Here is a 16,060-nt window from a genome sequence, read left to right as displayed (position 1 = left end):
GGCAGAAAAACTCTGCCGTTGGGGCTCGCTGCCGGCGTGGCGAGCCAAGGGTGTTGGCGTCGTTGCGGCGCCAACCTGTGTTGAGTTCTAACCAATGCGTCACATCGAGGGAATGATCGATTTGTCATAAGAACGTAACCATAAAGATGCTAAGGCCATAAGTAACATGATGTCTGGCGCGTATTTATTGGCCAAAGCCCTGTATGATCGGCGCCCCGCAGAATGACGGGGTTAATCCTTTGGTGAGAATGCCTCGCGTTGCTCAGCGGCATTATTCGACGAAGGGTCGACTTATGACATTTTGTTGCATCAACTTTTTTATCTGTCCTTGCATCTAAGCTCATTTAACCCGAGCAGCAGGGGTGGAACGGCACACCTTCGTGCCACGCGGGCGCTCTTCGAGAAAAGCGCCTGATTGAAAACCGGGCCGGCAATGCGTTGCCGGTCCACTCAGCTAAAGGCTCTGGTATTCCCATGTCCGATCGTTTCGAACTCTTCCTCACTTGCCCTAAAGGTCTTGAAGGCCTGCTCATCGAGGAAGCCGTCGGGCTTGGCCTTGAGGAAGCACGTGAGCACACCTCTGCCGTGCGCGGCATGGCCACCATGGAAACCGCTTATCGCCTGTGCCTGTGGTCGCGCCTGGCGAACCGCGTGTTGCTGGTGCTCAAGCGCTTCCCGATGAAGGACGCCGAAGACCTTTACCACGGCGTGCTCGATATCGAGTGGCAAGACCATATGCTCAACGACGGCACTCTGGCCGTCGAGTTCAGCGGTCACGGCTCGGGAATCGACAACACCCACTTCGGCGCCTTGAAGGTCAAGGACGCCATCGTCGATAAACTGCGCACCCCGCAGGGTGACCGCCCGTCCATCGACAAGCTTAACCCGGACCTGCGCATTCACCTGCGCCTGGACCGTGGCGAAGCGATTCTCTCCCTCGACCTGTCCGGCCACAGCCTGCACCAGCGCGGTTATCGCTTGCAGCAGGGTGCCGCGCCGCTGAAGGAAAACCTTGCGGCTGCGATCCTGATCCGTTCTGGCTGGCCACGTATCGCCGCCGAAGGTGGCGCGTTGGCGGACCCGATGTGCGGTGTCGGTACCTTCCTGGTCGAAGCGGCGATGATCGCCGCCGACATGGCGCCAAACCTGCGCCGCGAGCAATGGGGCTTCACCGCATGGCTCGGCCACGTGCCGGCGCTGTGGAAAAAACTGCATGAAGAGGCCAGTGAGCGTGCCGCTGCCGGCCTGGCCAAGCCGCCGCTGTGGATTCGCGGTTACGAAGCCGACCCGCGCCTGATTCAACCGGGCCGCAACAACGTCGAGCGTGCCGGCCTGAGCGAGTGGATCAAGATCTACCAGGGCGAAGTCGCGACCTTCGAGCCGCGTCCGGACCAGAACCAGAAGGGCCTGGTGATCTGTAACCCTCCGTACGGCGAGCGTCTGGGCGACGAGGCGAGTCTGCTCTACCTCTACCAGAACCTCGGCGAGCGTCTGCGTCAGGCCTGTCTGAACTGGGAAGCGGCGGTCTTCACCGGCGCGCCGGACCTGGGCAAGCGCATGGGCATCCGCAGCCACAAACAGTATTCGTTCTGGAACGGCGCCTTGCCGTGCAAGCTGCTGCTGATCAAAGTGCTGCCGGATCAATTCGTCACCGGCGAGCGTCGCACGCCTGAACAGCGTCAGGCCGAGCGCGAACAGGCTGACTACGATCAGGCGCCGAACGAGCCGCAAGAGCGCAAGTACAACAAAAACGGCAATCCGATCAAACCGGCTCCGGCACCCGCGCCGGTAATCGAGCAGCCGCGCCTGAGCGAAGGCGGGCAGATGTTTGCCAACCGCCTGCAGAAAAACCTCAAGGCACTGGGCAAGTGGGTCAAGCGTGAAGGCATCGATTGCTACCGCGTCTACGATGCCGACATGCCGGAATACTCCATGGCCATCGACCTGTATCACGATTGGGTCCACGTCCAGGAATACGCCGCACCGAAGTCCATCGATCCGGAAAAAGCCTCGGCGCGCATGTTCGATGCCCTGGCAGCGATCCCGCAGGCCTTGAACATCGACAAGAGCCGCGTGGTGGTCAAGCGCCGCGAACGTCAAAGCGGCACCAAGCAATACGAACGTCAGGCGGCGCAGGGCAAGTTCGTCGAGGTCAATGAAGGCGGCGTGAAGCTGCTGGTCAACCTCACCGATTACCTCGACACCGGGCTGTTCCTCGACCACCGGCCAATGCGCATGCGCATTCAGAAAGAGGCCGCCGGCAAGCGGTTCCTCAATCTGTATTGCTACACCGCCACCGCCAGTGTTCACGCGGCGAAGGGCGGCGCGCGCAGTACCACCAGCGTCGACCTGTCGAAAACTTACCTGGACTGGGCGCGGCGCAACCTGTCGCTGAACGGCTTCTCCGACAAGAACCGACTGGAGCAGAGCGATGTCATGGTTTGGCTGGAAGCCAGCCGCGATGAGTACGACCTGATCTTCATCGACCCGCCGACCTTCTCCAACTCCAAGCGCATGGAAGGCATCTTCGACGTACAGCGTGACCAGGTGCAGTTGATCGACCTGGCCATGGCACGACTGGCTCCGGGCGGGGTGCTGTACTTCTCCAACAACTTCCGCAAGTTCGAACTGGAGGCCAATCTTTCCGAGCGCTATGCGATCGAAGAGATCACCGCCCAGACCATCGATCCGGATTTTGCCCGTAACGCCAAGATTCACCGCGCCTGGAAAATCACGGCTCGTTGACACCTGAAAAGATTGGATCCACAGAGCCTTGATTTTAAAAGGCTCTTGGATTCTTTCGGGACTGGTCAAATTAGTGGCTAATAGCTATAACTCAACTCAGGGCCAAAGGGCTTTCCCGCACCTGGCGTTTTGAGTTGCGTTTATGTCGTTACACGCCGTGCGCCCAAAAATCCTGGGGTTTATCAGCGAAGATGTCTCGGCCTGGCTGGTCGCGCTGTTGGTTTTGCTCATCGGCGGGATTCTTACCGGGTTGCTGGCCTGGTCGACGCTGAACCTGTTCCACCATCAATTGCGGCAACGTTTCCAACTGCTGGCCAGTGAACGTTACAGCCGTATCGCAGAACGTTTCGAAGATCAGGAACAGCGCCTTGATGGCCTGCGCCGGTTCTTTGCCAATTCCGATTCGGTCTCCCGCGACGAATTCGACGGCTACACCCAACCTTTATTACACCGGACCCAGGCCTATTCCTTTGCCGAGCGGGTAAGTCGTGACGATCGCGCGGCGTTCGAACAGCGTGCGCGGGAGGAGGGGTTGAGCGGTTTTACCCTGCGCGATCTCAATGCCGACGGCCAACTGCAGTTGGCCAACGAGCGGGATGAGTATGTGGTGGTGCTGTACAGCCAGACTCAGAGCAAACTCGGTGCGCCGCTCGGCTACGACTTGCTGGCGCAGCCGATGCGCCGAGCCACCCTGGAACGGGCCGACCAGCACCGCGGCATGGCGGTGTCACAACCGATGCATCTGGTCAGCATCGAGCCGGCTTATGCACGGGGGGTGCTGCTGGTTGCGCCGGTCATGTTGCGCAACAGCCCCAATGACCCCACCCGCAAACCGTTTGGCTACGTCATGGCGGTGATCAGCATGCGCCAGTTGCTGGCGGACGGCTTGCCGGAGGCGGACCGTGATTACCTCTCGGTACGCATCCTCGACCTCTCCACGAACGACCAGCACGAAGCGCTGTTCGAATCGCCGAATGCACCGGCCCTCAGTAATTTGTCCGCGACCCGGCTGTTACGCCTGGCCGACCATGATTATCAGGTCGATATCCTGCCCAGCGAGGCTTTCCTGCAGGCCAACCATTCGTCGGTGACTACCCTGGTAGTGCTCGGTGGTTTGCTCAGCGTGTTACTCAGCGCCTTGCTCTATGTGCTGGTCAGTCAACGGCAACGGGCGCTGAAGATGGTCGATCAGCGGACCGAGGAATTGCGCGCCCGCGAGCAAGAACTGCGTGGCACCCACGGCCAGTTGCGCGGCGTGCTGAATGCCGCGACCCAGGTGGCAATCATCGCCACGGACCTGCGCGGGGTGATCAGCACCTTCAATGCCGGCGCCGAGCAGATGCTCGGCTACAAGGCGGCCGAGGTGGTGGGTCACATGACCCTGGAAAATCTGCACTTGCCCCGTGAACTCACGGCTCGCTCGGCGGAATTGAGTGTCCGCTACGGCAAACCGGTTCCGGCCTGCCACGCGATGCTGGTCGAAGGTGGTGAGGAGAACGGTCACGAGGCGCGGGAGTGGACGCTGGTGCGTAGTGATGGCAGCCATTTGACGGTCAACATGCTGGCAACCCCGGTCCTTGACGAGCAAGGTCTGTGGGTCGGGCATCTGGCGATTTGCATCGACATCACCGAACGCAAGCGCGTGCATGAGGCGCTGGCCGCACGGGACTTGTTGCTGAAGAAACTCAGCGCCCATGTGCCCGGTGGCATCTATCAATTCAAGATGGAGTTCGACGGTCGCTTCAGCGTGATTTATGCCAGTGACGGCATCCGCGAGATCTACGAACTCGATCCAGACGTGCTGCTACTCGATGCCGAAGCGATCTTCACGCGGATTCATCCCCAGGACACCACCCGCGTCCGTGCCTCGATCCGTGCCTCGGCGGACACCGTCAGCCCGTGGCGCGAGGAATACCGCGTGCAGCTGCCACAGCGTGGCCTGCGTTGGGTGCGTGGCGAGGCAACCCCGGAGGAATTGCCCGGCGGCGGTGTGCTCTGGCATGGCTATATCTCGGACATTTCCGATATGAAACGGGTGGAAGAGGAACTGCGGGCGCTATCGATCACCGATGCCCTGACCGGCATCCACAACCGCCGTTATTTCCAGGAGCGCCTGACCATCGAGATGGCCCGGGTCGAACGCGGCGGTGGCGAGCTGTCGGTGATCATGCTCGACATCGACCATTTCAAGCGCATCAATGATCAGTACGGCCATGCCGTCGGCGATAGGGTGTTGCAGGCGGTTTGCGAGCGAATCGGCCAGCGTTTGCGCCGTACGGATGTGTTCTGCCGTTTGGGCGGCGAAGAGTTCATGGTGCTCTGCCCGGACATCGGCGGTGAACAGGCACATGGGTTGGCCGTGGAGTTATGGCAAAGCCTGCGTAGCGCGCCGATCGATGAAGTCGGGGTGGTCACGGCGAGTTTCGGGATTGCCAGTTGGCGGGCCGACGAAGGTGTGGATGCACTGCTGCTGCGGGCGGACTCAGGGGTTTATGCGGCGAAGCAGGGCGGCAGGGATCGGGTTCAGGGCGAAGCAAATTGAACCGGCCCACACACGAAACCTGTAGGAGCCGGCTTGCTGGCGATGGCTGTGTATCAGGCACCATCCATGTTGAATGATGTGCCGCTATCGCCAGCAGGCTGGCTCCCACATTGGATTGTGGTGCGCTACAGCACCGAAGCCGTTTGCGGCAGTTTCGGCTGGCGATACAGGTCCAGCAGCACCTGATCCAGCACCGACGACGCACCAAACGGTGCCTTGTCGTTGAGGATCGCCACCACCGCCCAGGTGTTGCCATTGATATCGCGGCTGAACCCGGCGATGGCGCGCACGGTGTTCAGGGTGCCGGTCTTGACGTGGGCTTCACCGCGCATTGCCGTGGTCTTCAGGCGTTTGCGCATGGTGCCGTCGGTGCCGGCAATCGGCATCGAGCTGATGTACTCGGCAGCGTACGGGCTGCGCCAGGCGGCCTGCAGCATCGAAGCCATTTCCCGGGCGCTGACGCGTTCGGCACGGGACAGGCCGGAGCCGTTCTCCATCACCAGGTGCGGCGCGGTGATGCCTTTCTTCGCCAGCCACTGACGTACTACGCGTTGGGCTGCTTTGGCGTCGTCGGCGTCGGCATCGGTGCGGTATTTCTGGCCCAGACTCAGGAACAACTGCTGGGCCATGGTGTTGTTGCTGTATTTATTGATGTCGCGGATGATTTCCGCCAGGTCCGGCGAGAATGCCCGCGCCAGTACCTTGGCGTCTTTCGGCGTAGGTGCCAGGACGTCCTTGCCCTGGATGCTGCCACCCAGCTCCTTCCAGATCGCGCGCACGGCACCAGCGGTATAGGTCGCGTGGTCGAGCAGCGACAGGTAAGTCTGCGAGCTGCAGCCTTCGCCCAACTGACCGCCGACCGTGACGGTCACGCTGCCATCAGCCTGTGGCACCGGGTTGTAGCGCACGCCACCGGTGCATTGCTTGGAATTGAGCGCCTTGACCTGATTGTCGATGCGAATGCTGGCAATCGGCGGCTCCACCGAGACCAGCACCTTGCCCGAATCGTTGCGCGCAACAAAGCGCAGGGCCTTGAGGTTGACCAGCAGCGCATCGGGTTTGACCAGGAACGGTTTGTTCTCATCGTTGCCGTCGTCGTTGAATTCCGGCAGTTGCGGTTGCACGAAGAAGTTTTTATCCAGCACCAGGTCGCCGGTGACCTGGGTCACGCCATTGGCGCGCAGGTCGCGCATCAACAGCCAGAGTTTTTCCATGTTCAGCTTCGGATCGCCGCCACCCTTTAGGTACAGGTTGCCGTTGAGGATGCCGCCGTTGAGGGTGCCATCGGTGTAGAACTCGGTTTTCCACTGGTGGTTCGGACCGAGCATTTCCAGGGCTGCGTAAGTGGTGACCAGTTTCATGGTCGATGCCGGGTTGACCGACACGTCAGCGTTGAAAATGGTCGGGGTGCCGGGACCGTTCAGCGGGATCATCACCAGCGACAGGGCGTTGTCCTGCAACTTGCTGGCCTTGAGGGCTTTTTCAACGTTGGGCGATAAGGCGGTGTTGATCGGATCAGCGGAAACGGGGAGGGCCAGGGGAAAAAGAAGGCCGGCCAGCAGCAATGGACGCAACGATTTGATCATCTGAAATAAAACCCTGCATTCGAGGGGAAAAAAATCGAGGGCATGAAGATAAATTCCCTCAGCGGTCATGAAAGTGTCGGCATTATGCCCCAAGGTGTCGCGGCTTGTGCCTTGGCTTGGTCCACTAATCCGCTATTTTTTTACCGACGGTAGGCGTGGCGCCGTTCAGAGACGGGCAATCGGCGGCTTAAACTGCTAAAGTGCGGCCCGTTATTACTTATGAGGATTGTTCCAATGGCGACTAACCGTTCCCAGCGTCTGCGCAAAAAATTGTGCGTCGATGAATTTCAAGAGCTGGGTTTCGAACTGAACCTGGATTTCAAAGAAGATTTGGCTGATGAAGCCATTGATGCTTTCCTCGACGCGTTCCTGAAAGAAGCCATGGAAGCCAACGGTCTGGGCTATGTTGGCGGCGACGACTACGGTCTGGTTTGCCTGCAGAAGCGTGGCTCGGTCAGCGCTGAACAGCGCGCTGCCGTTGAAGCCTGGCTCAAAGGCCGCACCGAGCTGACCAGCGTTGAAGTCAGCCCGCTGTTGGACGTCTGGTACCCGGAAAAGCCGATCAATCCGGTAGCTTGATGTTCTGAAATACGGCGACCCGAGGGTCGCCGTTTTTCTATGCATTTTTTCAGGCCTTGCGCCAATTCAGAATCACCAGCGTCATAACCCCCGCCACGATCCCCCAAAATGCCGAACCGATGGAAAACAGCGTCAACCCCGACGCCGTGACCATGAAGGTAATCAGCGCCGCTTCCCGCTCTTTCGCTTCGCTCATGGCAATGCTCAAGCCATTGATGATCGAGCCGAACAACGCCAGCGCGGCGATCGACAGCACCAACTCTTTAGGCAACGCCGCGAACAATGCCGCCAACGTCGCGCCGAACACCCCGGCAATCCCGTAGAAAATCCCGCACCACACTGCTGCCGTGTAGCGCTTGTTGCGATCCTCGTGGGCATGGGGCCCAGTGCAGATCGCTGCGCTGATGGCCGCCAGATTGATCCCGTGGGAGCCAAACGGCGCCAGCAGCAGCGAGGCGATGCCAGTGGTGGTGATCAGCGGCGAGGCCGGCACGGTGTAGCCGTCGGCACGCAACACGGCGATGCCGGGCATGTTCTGCGAAGTCATCGCCACCACGAATAGCGGAATGCCGATGCTGATGGTCGCCGCCAGGGAGAAGTGCGGCGTGGTCCAGACCGGGGTCGCCACTTCCAGATGAAAGCCGCTGAAGTCGAGAAGTCCCATGAATCCTGACAACACCGTGCCGATCAACAAAGCGCCCAGCACCGCATAGCGGGGGGAGAGGCGCTTGACCACTAGATAGGTGAAGAACATGCCCAGCACCAGCGCGGTGCGATGCTGGGCCGCGACGAAGATCTCGCTGCCGATCTTGAACAGAATCCCCGCCAGCAATGCGGCCGCCAGCGACGCCGGGATCTTCTTCACCAGGCGTTCGAAACTGCCGGTCAGCCCGCAAATAGTCACCAGCACCGCGCAGGTGATATAGGCACCAATGGCTTCGCCATAACTCACGCCACCGAGGCTGGTGATCAGCAACGCAGCACCGGGCGTCGACCAGGCAATGGTGATCGGCGTGCGATAGCGCAGCGACAGGCCGATGGAACACACCGCCATACCAATGGAGATGGCCCAGATCCATGACGAAATCTGCCCGCTGGTCAGGCCCGCCGCTTGCCCGGCCTGAAACATGAGCACCAGGGAGCTGGTGTAGCCGGTCATCATGGCGATGAAACCGGCGACGATGGCCGACGGCGAGGTGTCGGCCAAGGGGCGCAACTGAGTGTGCGTGGCGTCGTTCATGACGGCGGTGTTCCTTATACAGATGAAGATGTCCGCAGCACCACAACCTCTGTAGGAGCCGGCTTGCTGGCGATGGCGTGCTGGTGTCGGGTGCTGGCCTCAAGACCGAATCGCCGGCAAGCCGGCTCCTACAGGGAGCCAAAATCTGCGGATTCTGCGTTAAAGCCTAAACTCAAACGTAATGGATCGTTGCGATACAGCGGAAGTGACAAACAGCCGTACAGTCGTGTTGCCACTAAGCATTGTGTACAATCGCCATGTTTTTTACGCGATACTTGCCAGCGACCCACTGTGCCGTATTACAGTCACGGTCAATTCGCCGCAGTTCTTCCGACTCGAGTGCCCATGAACGAACAGTTGCAGCCCCTCAAGAAACAACCGCGAGCAGGCAAAGCCGGCCGCAGCGGTACCCAGGACGATATTGTCTACGCGCATATCTTCGAGGCTATCCTCGAACAGCGTCTGGCGCCCGGCACCAAGTTGAGCGAAGAAGCGCTAGGGGAAATTTTCGGGGTCAGCCGCACCATCATTCGCCGTGCGCTGTCGCGCCTGGCCCATGAAAGCGTGGTATTGCTGCGTCCGAATCGCGGTGCCGTAGTCGCCAGCCCTAGCGTCGATGAAGCACGCCAAGTGTTCATGGCCCGACGTCTGGTAGAGCGCGCGATCACCGAGCTGGCGGTCCAGCACGCCACAGCCGAACAGATCGCCGAATTGCGGCAGATGGTCAACGACGAACGCGACAGTTTTTCCCGTGGCGATCGTGGCGCCGGTATCCGTTTGTCGGGCGAATTTCACCTGAAACTGGCCGAGGCGGCAAAAAACGCGCCGTTGATCAGCTTCCAGCGCAGCCTGGTCTCGCAGACTTCGCTGATCATCGCCCAGTATGAAAGCGGCAACCGCTCCCACTGCTCCTACGACGAGCATACCCAACTGATCGACGCCATTGAAAAGCGCGACGCTGAACTGGCGGTGAACCTGATGATGCATCACATGGATCACATCGACAGCAAACTCAACCTCGACGAAGAAAGTGCGTCGGATGATTTGCATGCGGTGTTTTCGCATTTGTTGCAGACCAAGAAGCCTGGGCGCTCGCCGGCGAAAATCTGATAGACCGCGATGGCGGCAGGACAGGCAATAAAAATCCCCCGGGCTGAAAAGCGACGGGGGATTTTTTATACCCGGAAAAACTCAGCGCTGATGCACCAGATTCCCCGCAGCATACGTCTGCAACACCGTCCGGTCATCCCCCAGAGTCATCAACACGAACAACGTCTCGGCAATGTTATTCGCCTGCTTCAAGCGATAGCCCAGCAGCGGCGTGGCGTTGTAGTCGAGTACCAGGAAGTCCGCATCGGAACCTGGTTGCAGGTTGCCGATCTTGTCTTCAAGATGCAGCGCACGGGCGCCACCGAGTGTTGCCAGGTACAGCGACTTGAACGGGCTCAGGCGCGCACCTTGCAGCTGCATGACCTTGTACGCTTCGTTCAACGTTTGCAGCAGCGAGAAACTGGTACCGCCGCCGACGTCCGTGCCGATACCGACGTTCAGCTTATGCTTCTCGGCCATCGGCAGGTTGAACAGGCCGCTGCCGAGGAAGAAGTTAGAGGTCGGACAGAAGGCAATCGCTGAACCGGTTTCGGCCAGGCGCGCGCATTCGTCATCGCACAGGTGCACGCCGTGGGCAAACACCGAGCGCTCGCCGAGCAACTGGTAGTGATCGTAGACGTCCAGGTAGCCTTTGCGCTCTGGGAACAATTCCTTGACCCACTCGATTTCCTTGAGGTTTTCGCTGATGTGGGTCTGCATATACAGGTCAGGGAATTCGCTGAGCAACTGGCCGGCGAGGGTCAGTTGTTCCGGGGTGCTGGTCGGGGCGAAACGCGGGGTGACCGCATAGTGCAGGCGACCCTTGCCGTGCCAGCGTTCGATTAGTGCCTTGCTATCGACGTAGCTGGACTCAGCGGTGTCGGTCAGGTAATCCGGGGCGTTGCGGTCCATCATCACCTTGCCGGCGATCATCCGCAGGTCGAGCTGCTCAGCCGCTTCGAAGAACGAATTCACCGATTGCGGATGCACGCTGCCGAAAACCAGCGCGGTGGTGGTGCCGTTGCGCAGCAATTCCTTGATGAAAATATCCGCGACTTCGTCGGCGTGGGCCTTGTCGGCGAACTGACTTTCGCACGGGAAGGTGTAGGTGTTGAGCCAGTCCAGCAGTTGCTCGCCGTAGGCGCCGACCATGCCGGTTTGCGGCAGATGGATGTGGGTGTCGATAAAGCCGGGAGTGATCAGCGCATCCTGGTAATGGGTGATTTCGATATCGGCCGGCAGGGTTGGCAGCAATTCAGAAGCGTGACCGAGGGCGCTGATCTTGCCGTTATCAATCACCAGCAAGCCGTCCTCGAAATACTCGTACGAGGCTTCGATCCCGACTTCGGCGGGGTCGGCGATGCTGTGCAGAATGGCGGCGCGGTAGGCTTTGCGAGTCAAAGGCATGGTCATTCTCAATTAGAGGCTTGGCTGCGGCGTGAAGCAGGCAGCAGTTTGGCAATCGATGATCCGGCGCTGGCAGTCTGCTGGCCGAAATTCGCGTTGTAAGTGGCGATGATTTCGCCGGCGATGGAGATGGCGATTTCCACAGGCAACTTGCCTTTGACTTCGCCGATGCCCATCGGGCAGCGCATGCGTTGCACCACGCTGCTGTCGAAACCGCGATCGCGCAGGCGATGTTCGAACTTCACCCGTTTGGTCTTCGAACCGATCAGGCCGAAGTAGGCGAAGTCGTTGCGCTTGAGGATCGCGGCGGTGAGTTCAAGGTCGAGCTGGTGATTGTGAGTCATCACGATGCAGTAGCTGCCGGCGGGCAGGTCGTCGATTTCGTCCACCGGTTCTTCACTGACGATCTTGCGCACGCCGTGGGGGATCTGTTCCGGGAATTCGTCCTCCCGCGAATCAATCCAGCGCACCCGGCAGGGCAGACTGGCCAGCAGCGGCACCAATGCGCGACCGACATGGCCAGCGCCGAACACAGCAATTTGCGCCTGCACCTGGCCCATCGGTTCGAACAACAACACGGTCGCGCCACCGCAGCACTGACCCAGACTGGCGCCGAGGCTGAAGCGCTCCAGATGGGTGTCCTGCTTGCCGCTGGCAAGCATGTCGCGGGCGATCTGCATGGCTTTGTATTCCAGGTGCCCGCCACCGATGGTATCGAACGTCTGGCGGGCGCTGATGACCATCTTCGAACCGGCATTGCGCGGCGTCGAGCCGAGCTCTTCGATGATGGTCACCAGCACGCAGGGCTGGCCCTGGTTTTGCAGGTCGGCGAGGGCGTCGATCCAGTTGTACATGTTTCACCTCAACATCTCTGTTGTCAGTTCGGGCCTCATCGCTGGCAAGCCAGCTCCTACAGGTTTTGCGCGATCCTTGTAGGAGCCGGCTTGCTGGCGATCCAGGCGCCTCGGTCTAGAGGGGAGCCAGCTCGGTTTCAGCCTCGACCGCCTTCGCCACCTTCAACTGTCTCATCTGCTCACAACCCCACAACACCCGCTCCGGTGTCGCCGGTGCGTCGATTTTCGGTTGATGCCGGTAGTCGCCCAGACTCGCCACGGCGTCCTTGATCGCGCACCACGCAGCGATGCCGAGCATGAAGGGTGGCTCGCCCACGGCCTTGGAATGGAACACCGTGTCTTCCGGGTTCTTGCGGTTTTCCACCAGCTTCACCCGCAGATCCAGCGGCATGTCCGCCACGGCCGGAATCTTGTAGCTGGCCGGGCCGTTGGTCATCAACTTGCCCTTGTTGTTCCACACCAACTCTTCCATGGTCAGCCAACCCATGCCCTGGATGAAACCGCCCTCGACCTGACCGATGTCGATGGCCGGGTTCAGCGAAGCGCCGACGTCGTGAAGGATGTCGGTGCGCAGCATCTTGTATTCGCCGGTCAGGGTGTCGACCAGCACTTCACAACATGCCGCGCCGAAGGCGAAATAGTAGAACGGGCGACCCCGGGCCTGGCTGCGGTCGTAATAGATTTTCGGGGTCTTGTAGAAACCGGTGCTCGACAGCGAAACCTGGGCGAAGTACGCCTGCTGGATCAACGCTTCGAAGGTCAGGATGTGGTCGCGAACCCGCACGTGACCGTTATGGAATTCGACGTCTTCTTCGGTGACTTTGTAGTGACGCGCAGCAAATTCGATCAGACGCTTCTTGATAATTTCTGCCGCATTCTGCGCGGCTTTGCCGTTCAGGTCGGCACCGCTGGAAGCGGCGGTCGGCGAGGTGTTCGGCACCTTGTCGGTGTTGGTCGCGGTGATCTGCACGCGGTCCATTTCCACCTGGAACACTTCTGCCACAACCTGCGCGACCTTGGTGTTCAGGCCCTGGCCCATTTCGGTGCCGCCGTGGTTCAAGTGGATGCTGCCGTCGGTGTAGACGTGCACCAGCGCACCGGCCTGGTTGAGGAAACTGGCCGTGAAGGAAATACCGAATTTCACTGGAGTCAGCGCCAGTCCTTTTTTCAGGATCGGGCTGTTGGCGTTGTAGCGGCGAATTGCTTCGCGACGCTCGGCGTACTGGCTGCTTTCTTCCAGTTCGGCGGTCATTTCTTCGAGCATGTTGTGCTCGACGGTCTGATAGTAATGGGTGACGTTGCGCTCGGTCTTGCCGTAGTAGTTGGCCTTGCGCACGTCCAGCGGATCGAGGGCCAGGTGACGGGCGATGGCGTCCATCACTTCTTCGATGGCGACCATGCCTTGCGGGCCGCCGAAACCACGATAGGCGGTGTTCGACGCGGTGTTGGTCTTGCAGCGGTGACCGTTGATGGTCGCGTCGCCCAGGTAGTACGAGTTGTCCGAGTGGAACATCGCGCGGTCGACAATCGACGCCGACAAGTCAGGCGAGCAACCGCAGTTGCCGGCCAGTTCCAAAGCAATCCCGTGCAGGCGGCCGGTGCTGTCGAAGCCAACGTCGTACTCGACATAGAACGGGTGACGCTTGCCGGTCATCAGCATGTCTTCGACACGTGGCAGGCGCATCTTGGTTGGTTGGCCGGTGAGGTGCGCGATCACGGCGCACAGGCACGCCGGGCTCGCAGCTTGCGTTTCCTTGCCACCAAAACCACCGCCCATGCGGCGCATGTCGACGACGATTTTGTTCATCGACACGTCCAGCACTTCCGCCACCAGCTTCTGCACTTCGGTGGGGTTTTGGGTCGAGCAGTAAACGATCATGCCGCCATCTTCAGTGGGCATCACCGACGAGATCTGGGTTTCCAGGTAGAAGTGTTCCTGACCGCCGATGTGCAGCGTGCCCTGGATGCGATGTGCGGCGGTGGCCAGCGCCGTCGCCGAATCACCGCGCTGATGGGTGTGGCTGTCGAGCACGAAGTGTCGTTTGCGCAGGGCTTCGACGACGTCGAGCACCGGCTCGAGGTCTTCGTATTCGATGATTGCGGCCATCGCCGCTTTGCGCGCGGTTTCCAGGTCTTTCGCCGCGACGGCGAGCACCGGTTGACCGACAAATTGCACATCGTCGATGGCCAGCAGCGGATCGCCCGGCAGCAACGGGCCGATGTCCTTCAGGCCCGGCACGTCTTCGTGGGTAATGGCGATGCGCACGCCTTCGAAGGCATAGCAGGGCTGGGTGTCGATGCTGATGATTTTCGCGTGGGCGCGGTCCGACAGCCGTGCATAAACGTGTAACTGATTCGGAAATTCCAGGCGATCGTCGATGTACTGCGCTTCACCGGACACATGCTTGGCGGCGCTGTCGTGCTTGACGCTGCGGCCGACACCGGTGGTCAGGTCCTTGGTGAACAGTTCCGCCAATTCGGCCTGGGTCTTCTCTACGGCGTGATGATTAGACATAAGCGGTCACCCGAGTCTCGATGTGCGGTGTTTGCAGTTCGATGAAGTATTTGCGCAGCAGGTTTTGTGCGCTGAGCAGGCGATATTCCTTGCTGGCACGGAAGTCCGAGAGCGGCGTGAAATCTTCGGCCAGTGCGGCGCAGGCGCGTTCAATGGTGGCGTTGTTGAAAGGCGAGCCGATCAGCGCGGTTTCGCAGCTGTTGGCACGTTTCGGAATCGCCGCCATGCCACCGAAGGCCACGCGGGCATCGGCGATCACGCCGTTTTCCAGGCGAATGTTGAACGCAGCACACACGGCGGAAATGTCATCGTCCAGGCGCTTGGAAACTTTGTAGGCGCGAAACAGCTGATCGGCGCTGGCACGCGGCACGATGATCTTCTCGATGAACTCGCTTTCCTGGCGGGCAGTGACGCGGTAATCGATGAAGTAATCTTCCAGCGCCATGGTGCGGCGGGTTTCGCCCTTGCACAGGACGATCTGCGCGCCGAGAGCGATCAGCAGCGGTGGCGAGTCACCGATGGGCGAGGCGTTGCCGATGTTGCCACCGAGGGTGCCCTGGTTGCGGATCTGCAATGAGGCGAAGCGTTGCAGCAATTCACCAAAGTCCGGGTACTCGGCCTTAAGCGCTTCATAGCAATCGGAGAGGGCGGTGGCGGCACCGATTTCCAAGCGATCGTCAAAGCGTTCGATGCGCTTCATTTCAGCGACGTTGCCGACGTAGATCATCACCGGCAGGGTGCGGTGGAACTGCGTGACTTCCAGTGCCAGATCAGTACCGCCAGCGAGCAGGCGAGCCTGTGGATAAGCGTCGTACAGGTCGGCCAAGTCGGCCACGGTCAGCGGCACCAGGCAGCGTTTGTCACCGCTGTTGAGTTCGCCGATATCGGTCGGGGCAATGGCTTTGAGACGAGCGATGGTTTCGGCTTCACGGGCGTCGAACTGGTCTGGTTGCTTGCCGCAGCAGGATTGCTGGGCCGCTTCCAGGATCGGCCGATAGCCGGTGCAACGGCAGAGATTGCCGGCCAGCGCTTCGTGAGCTTTATGGGAATCGGGTTCGTCGCTGTTCTTTTGCAGCGCGAACAGCGACATGACGAAGCCAGGGGTGCAGAAACCGCATTGCGAGCCGTGGCACTCGACCATGGCTTTCTGCACGCTGTGCAGTTCGCCTTTGTGCTTGAGGTCTTCAACGCTGATCAGTTGTTTGCCGTGCAATGACGAAACGAACGTCAGACATGAGTTGAGGCTGCGATAGCGAATGTGTTCGCGGCCATCGCCATCGGTCTGCAATTCGCCGACCACCACGGTGCAGGCGCCGCAGTCACCGCTGGCGCAGCCTTCTTTGGTGCCGGGCTTGCCCACATGGTCGCGCAAATAGTTGAGCACGGTCAGGTTCGGGTCCAGGGCGTGCTCGCTACGGAGTTCCTGGTTTAGTAAAAACTGGATCACGGAAGGCCTCGCAGACTCATTATTGTTGTTAAGCGACTTGAACCGAATTTAGCAGG

Annotated in this window: 10 protein-coding genes; 4 read left to right on the top strand and 6 right to left on the bottom strand. The window is 60.1% G+C overall.

What is annotated here, in order from left to right:
• Window positions 1–474 precede the first annotated feature (474 nt).
• Together rlmKL and ABVN21_RS14720 are read left to right on the top strand one after the other, a co-directional pair.
• The gene (rlmKL, locus tag ABVN21_RS14725; RefSeq protein ID WP_339553128.1) at window positions 475–2,745 is read left to right on the top strand and encodes a bifunctional 23S rRNA (guanine(2069)-N(7))-methyltransferase RlmK/23S rRNA (guanine(2445)-N(2))-methyltransferase RlmL; all 2,271 of its coding nucleotides are present in this window, start codon (window positions 475–477) and stop codon (window positions 2,743–2,745) included.
• Window positions 2,746–2,887: 142 nt separating this feature from the next.
• Window positions 2,888–5,287, top strand: a complete 2,400-nt coding sequence (locus ABVN21_RS14720; RefSeq protein WP_339553129.1) for a diguanylate cyclase — start codon at window positions 2,888–2,890, stop codon at window positions 5,285–5,287.
• Window positions 5,288–5,412: 125 nt separating this feature from the next.
• Here the strand turns inward: ABVN21_RS14720 and dacB are convergent, their stop codons facing one another.
• Complete coding sequence (gene dacB / locus ABVN21_RS14715) at window positions 5,413–6,873, bottom strand: D-alanyl-D-alanine carboxypeptidase/D-alanyl-D-alanine-endopeptidase (RefSeq protein ID WP_339553130.1); 1,461 nt, start codon at window positions 6,871–6,873, stop codon at window positions 5,413–5,415.
• 234 nt (window positions 6,874–7,107) lie between these two features.
• On the opposite strand from dacB, the gene ABVN21_RS14710 reads away from it, so the two are divergent.
• Window positions 7,108–7,452: a YggL family protein gene (locus tag ABVN21_RS14710; RefSeq protein WP_007971486.1), complete on the top strand. Its 345-nt coding sequence runs from the start codon at window positions 7,108–7,110 to the stop codon at window positions 7,450–7,452.
• Window positions 7,453–7,501: 49 nt separating this feature from the next.
• Here ABVN21_RS14710 and ABVN21_RS14705 read toward each other — a convergent pair whose 3' ends face one another.
• Window positions 7,502–8,692 (bottom strand): benzoate/H(+) symporter BenE family transporter, encoded by a 1,191-nt coding sequence (locus ABVN21_RS14705; protein WP_339553131.1) that lies wholly within the window; start codon window positions 8,690–8,692, stop codon window positions 7,502–7,504.
• Between the two features lie 345 nt (window positions 8,693–9,037).
• On the opposite strand from ABVN21_RS14705, the gene ABVN21_RS14700 reads away from it, so the two are divergent.
• Complete coding sequence (locus ABVN21_RS14700) at window positions 9,038–9,802, top strand: GntR family transcriptional regulator (RefSeq protein WP_339553132.1); 765 nt, start codon at window positions 9,038–9,040, stop codon at window positions 9,800–9,802.
• Between the two features lie 81 nt (window positions 9,803–9,883).
• Here the strand turns inward: ABVN21_RS14700 and guaD are convergent, their stop codons facing one another.
• From guaD to xdhA, 4 genes are all read right to left on the bottom strand, one after another.
• Window positions 9,884–11,188, bottom strand: coding sequence for a guanine deaminase (gene guaD / locus ABVN21_RS14695; RefSeq protein ID WP_339553133.1), 1,305 nt, complete (start codon window positions 11,186–11,188; stop codon window positions 9,884–9,886).
• 8 nt (window positions 11,189–11,196) lie between these two features.
• Window positions 11,197–12,042 carry a xanthine dehydrogenase accessory protein XdhC gene (gene xdhC / locus ABVN21_RS14690; RefSeq protein ID WP_339553134.1) on the bottom strand — a complete coding sequence of 282 codons (846 nt, stop codon included), beginning with the start codon at window positions 12,040–12,042 and terminating at the stop codon, window positions 11,197–11,199.
• 115 nt (window positions 12,043–12,157) lie between these two features.
• A complete protein-coding gene (xdhB, locus tag ABVN21_RS14685) occupies window positions 12,158–14,557 on the bottom strand; it encodes a xanthine dehydrogenase molybdopterin binding subunit (RefSeq protein WP_339553135.1) in 2,400 nt (799 codons plus the stop codon).
• On the bottom strand, window positions 14,550–16,004 hold the full coding sequence (gene xdhA / locus ABVN21_RS14680) for a xanthine dehydrogenase small subunit (RefSeq protein WP_339553136.1): 1,455 nt from the start codon (window positions 16,002–16,004) through the stop codon (window positions 14,550–14,552). The genes xdhB and xdhA overlap by 8 nt, the downstream gene beginning before the upstream one ends.
• Window positions 16,005–16,060: the final 56 nt, after the last annotated feature.

The sequence above is a fragment of the Pseudomonas sp. MYb327 genome (assembly GCF_040438925.1).
GTDB lineage: Bacteria > Pseudomonadota > Gammaproteobacteria > Pseudomonadales > Pseudomonadaceae > Aquipseudomonas.
The sequence above is the reverse complement of the archived record's forward strand: the minus strand, read 5'-3'. Positions and strand labels throughout refer to the sequence as shown.